This is a genomic window from Actinosynnema sp. (genome assembly GCF_052038725.1).
Genome location: NZ_JBQGCX010000792.1, coordinates 1 through 2,443 on the forward strand (window position 1 = coordinate 1; position 2,443 = coordinate 2,443).

2 protein-coding genes and 1 pseudogene are annotated in these 2,443 nt (G+C 76.0%); 2 read left to right on the plus strand and 1 reads right to left on the minus strand.

Annotation, left to right across the window (positions count from 1 at the left end; translation table 11 throughout):
* A pseudogene (locus ACTUAL_RS16325) lies at positions 1 to 223 on the plus strand (SDR family oxidoreductase); the annotation flags it as partial.
* A 14-nt stretch (positions 224 to 237) separates the two neighbouring features.
* Positions 238 to 996 carry an SDR family NAD(P)-dependent oxidoreductase gene (locus ACTUAL_RS16330; RefSeq protein ID WP_440900868.1) on the plus strand — a complete coding sequence of 253 codons (759 nt, stop codon included), beginning with the start codon at positions 238 to 240 and terminating at the stop codon, positions 994 to 996.
* Positions 997 to 1,027: 31 nt separating this feature from the next.
* Here ACTUAL_RS16330 and ACTUAL_RS16335 read toward each other — a convergent pair.
* The coding region (locus tag ACTUAL_RS16335; RefSeq protein WP_440900869.1) for an amidohydrolase family protein at positions 1,028 to 2,443 on the minus strand (1,416 nt) is incomplete at its 5' end.

The window sequence follows — 2,443 nt, forward strand, 5'->3', positions numbered from 1 at the left end:
CGGCGTCGGCGCGGGCGAGCTCCCGCCCCTCCCCACGCCCGGCGCCCCGTTCACGATCGCCGCGGCGCGCGTCGACTCCGCCGACCGCGCCGACGCGCCGCTGCGCCTGACGCTGGGCTCGGACGCCTACGCCCTCGCCACCGCCGCCCTGCGCGACCGCCTCGCGGCGCTGGAGGCGGGCCGCGAGCTGGCAGGCTCCACCGACGCCGACGACGTCCGCTGAATCCCGCCACACCCTTGCGCACCAAGGAGTTCGCCGTGCACGACTTCACCGGCAAGACCGTCCTCGTCACCGGCGCGACCGGCGCGCTCGGCGCCGAGCTGTGCGCGGGGTTCGCCGCGGCGGGCGCGAACACCGTCGTCGCGGCCAGGACCGGCTTCGACGAGCTGGCCGCCGCGCTCGACGGCCCGGCGCTGGGCGTGCGGCTCGACGTCACCAGCGAGTCCGACTGGACCGAGGCCGTCACCCGCGCCGAGGAGCGCTTCGGCCCGGTCGACGTCCTGGTCAACCACGCCGCCCACCTGCGCACCGGCACCACCGAGTCCATCCCGCTGGAGGACTTCCGCCAGGTGCTCGACGTCAACCTCACCGGCGCGCTCCTGGGCGTCCGCGCGGTGGCCCCGTCGATGCGGCGGGCGGGCGGCGGGTCGATCGTGAACGTGAACTCGATCGCGGGCCTGGCCGCCGCGCCGGGGCTGGTCGCCTACAGCAGCAGCAAGTGGGCGCTGCGCGGCCTGCTGCGCGCGGCGGCGGTGGAGCTGGCCGGTGACGGCATCCGGGTCAACGCGGTCCACCCCGGCATCATCGAGACCCCGCTGGCGTACGGGCCGGACGGCGAGGAGCTGGTGCCGGTGGACGACTTCCCCGTCCCGCGCCGGGCGGACGTGGCGGAGATCGCGGACTTCGTGCTGTTCGCGGCCTCGGACCGGGCGCGGTTCGCGACGGGCTCGGAGTTCGTGGCCGACGGCGGTTTCCTGCTGGGTCCGGCGGCCTGACCCCGCCCTGCGGGGGCCGCACCGGTCGGCGTCAGTGGCACACGTGCGCCGCCCACTCCGGGTCCCCGTGCCACCAGAACAGGTCCGGGTCCGCGCTGGGCAGCGGCGCGCCCAGCCCGGTCGTCCCGGCCGACGCCGGTCGGGCGCCCGCGAACGGCCCGATCAGCTCCTCCGGGGTGCGCACCACCCCGCCGGTCACCACGAGCCGGGTGTTCGCGGCCGCGGTGATGTCGCGCAGCGGATCTCCTTCCACGGCGACGAGATCCGCCCACGCCCCCGGTCTCACCACGCCGATCCGGTCGGCCAGCCCCAGCCAGCGGGCCGGGTTGGCGGTCACCGTCGTGAGCGCCTCGTGCGGGGTGAAGCCGTGCGCGACCAGGCCGCGCAGGTTCTGGTGCAGCCCGACCGCGACCTTGTCCAGCGGCGCGTCCGTGCCGCCCAGCACCAGCCCGCCGCCCCGGTGCACGGCGAGCAGCGTCTGGGCGTTGCCGCGCAGGACCTCCCTGGTCTGCCGGTTGGCCGGGGTGTCCTGGGCGTAGCCCTCGGCCTCCTGCTCGAACCGCGCGTACTCCCACGGCGGGAACAGCGCGGCGGTCCTGGGGTCGCGCACCAGGGACCGGTCCTCCCCGTGCAGGACCGCCGCCGGGAACAGGGTCGTGGTGATCGACATGCCGGAGGCGGCGAACAGGCCCGTCACGTCCCGGTAGGCGCGGCCGAGGCGGGTGTTGGTGTGCGAGTAGCCGAGGCGGTTGGTGGCGCCGACGTGCTCCATGCCGTCCATGCCGATCCCGACCGCCGGGTACAGGTAGTGGGAGGTGAGCGGCAGCCCGGCGCGGTGGGCGAGCCGGACGGCGCGGCGCTGGGCGGCGACCGGGAGGCGGACGTAGGTCTTCACCAGGTCGTACTCCAGCGCGATCGCGCGCGACAGCTCAAGGTCGACCTGCTCGGGGCTGGTCGTGGGGCGCATGAAGTTGTAGTACACCCGGCTGCCGTCGACGGCCTCGCCGGTGGCCAGGTAGCGCGGGCCGATCCGCTTGCCCGCGTCGAGGGCCTCCCTGGTCTCGACCATCTGGTAGGCCGGGTCGCCGGGCGAGCGGGTGGTGGTGATGCCGTAGGCCAGCCACAACCTGCCCTGCCGGTCGCCCCACTGCCTGCCGCGCAGGTGCCAGTGGTTGTGGGCGTCGACCAGGCCGGGCAGCACGGTGAACCGGGAGGCGTCCACGACCTCCAGGCCCGGCCAGGCGCGGCGGTCGTGCACGGACTCGACGCGGTCGCCGTTGATGAGCACGTCCGCGTCGCGGCGCGGGGTGCTCGCGCGGCCGTCCCACAGCGCTCCGGCGCGCAGCACCTTGCGGCCCTCGGCGCGGGGCCTTGACCAGGTGAGCGGGACGCGGGAGCGGCGGGCGCGGCCGTCGAGGCCGGTGCGCACCAGGACGCCGTTCTCCAG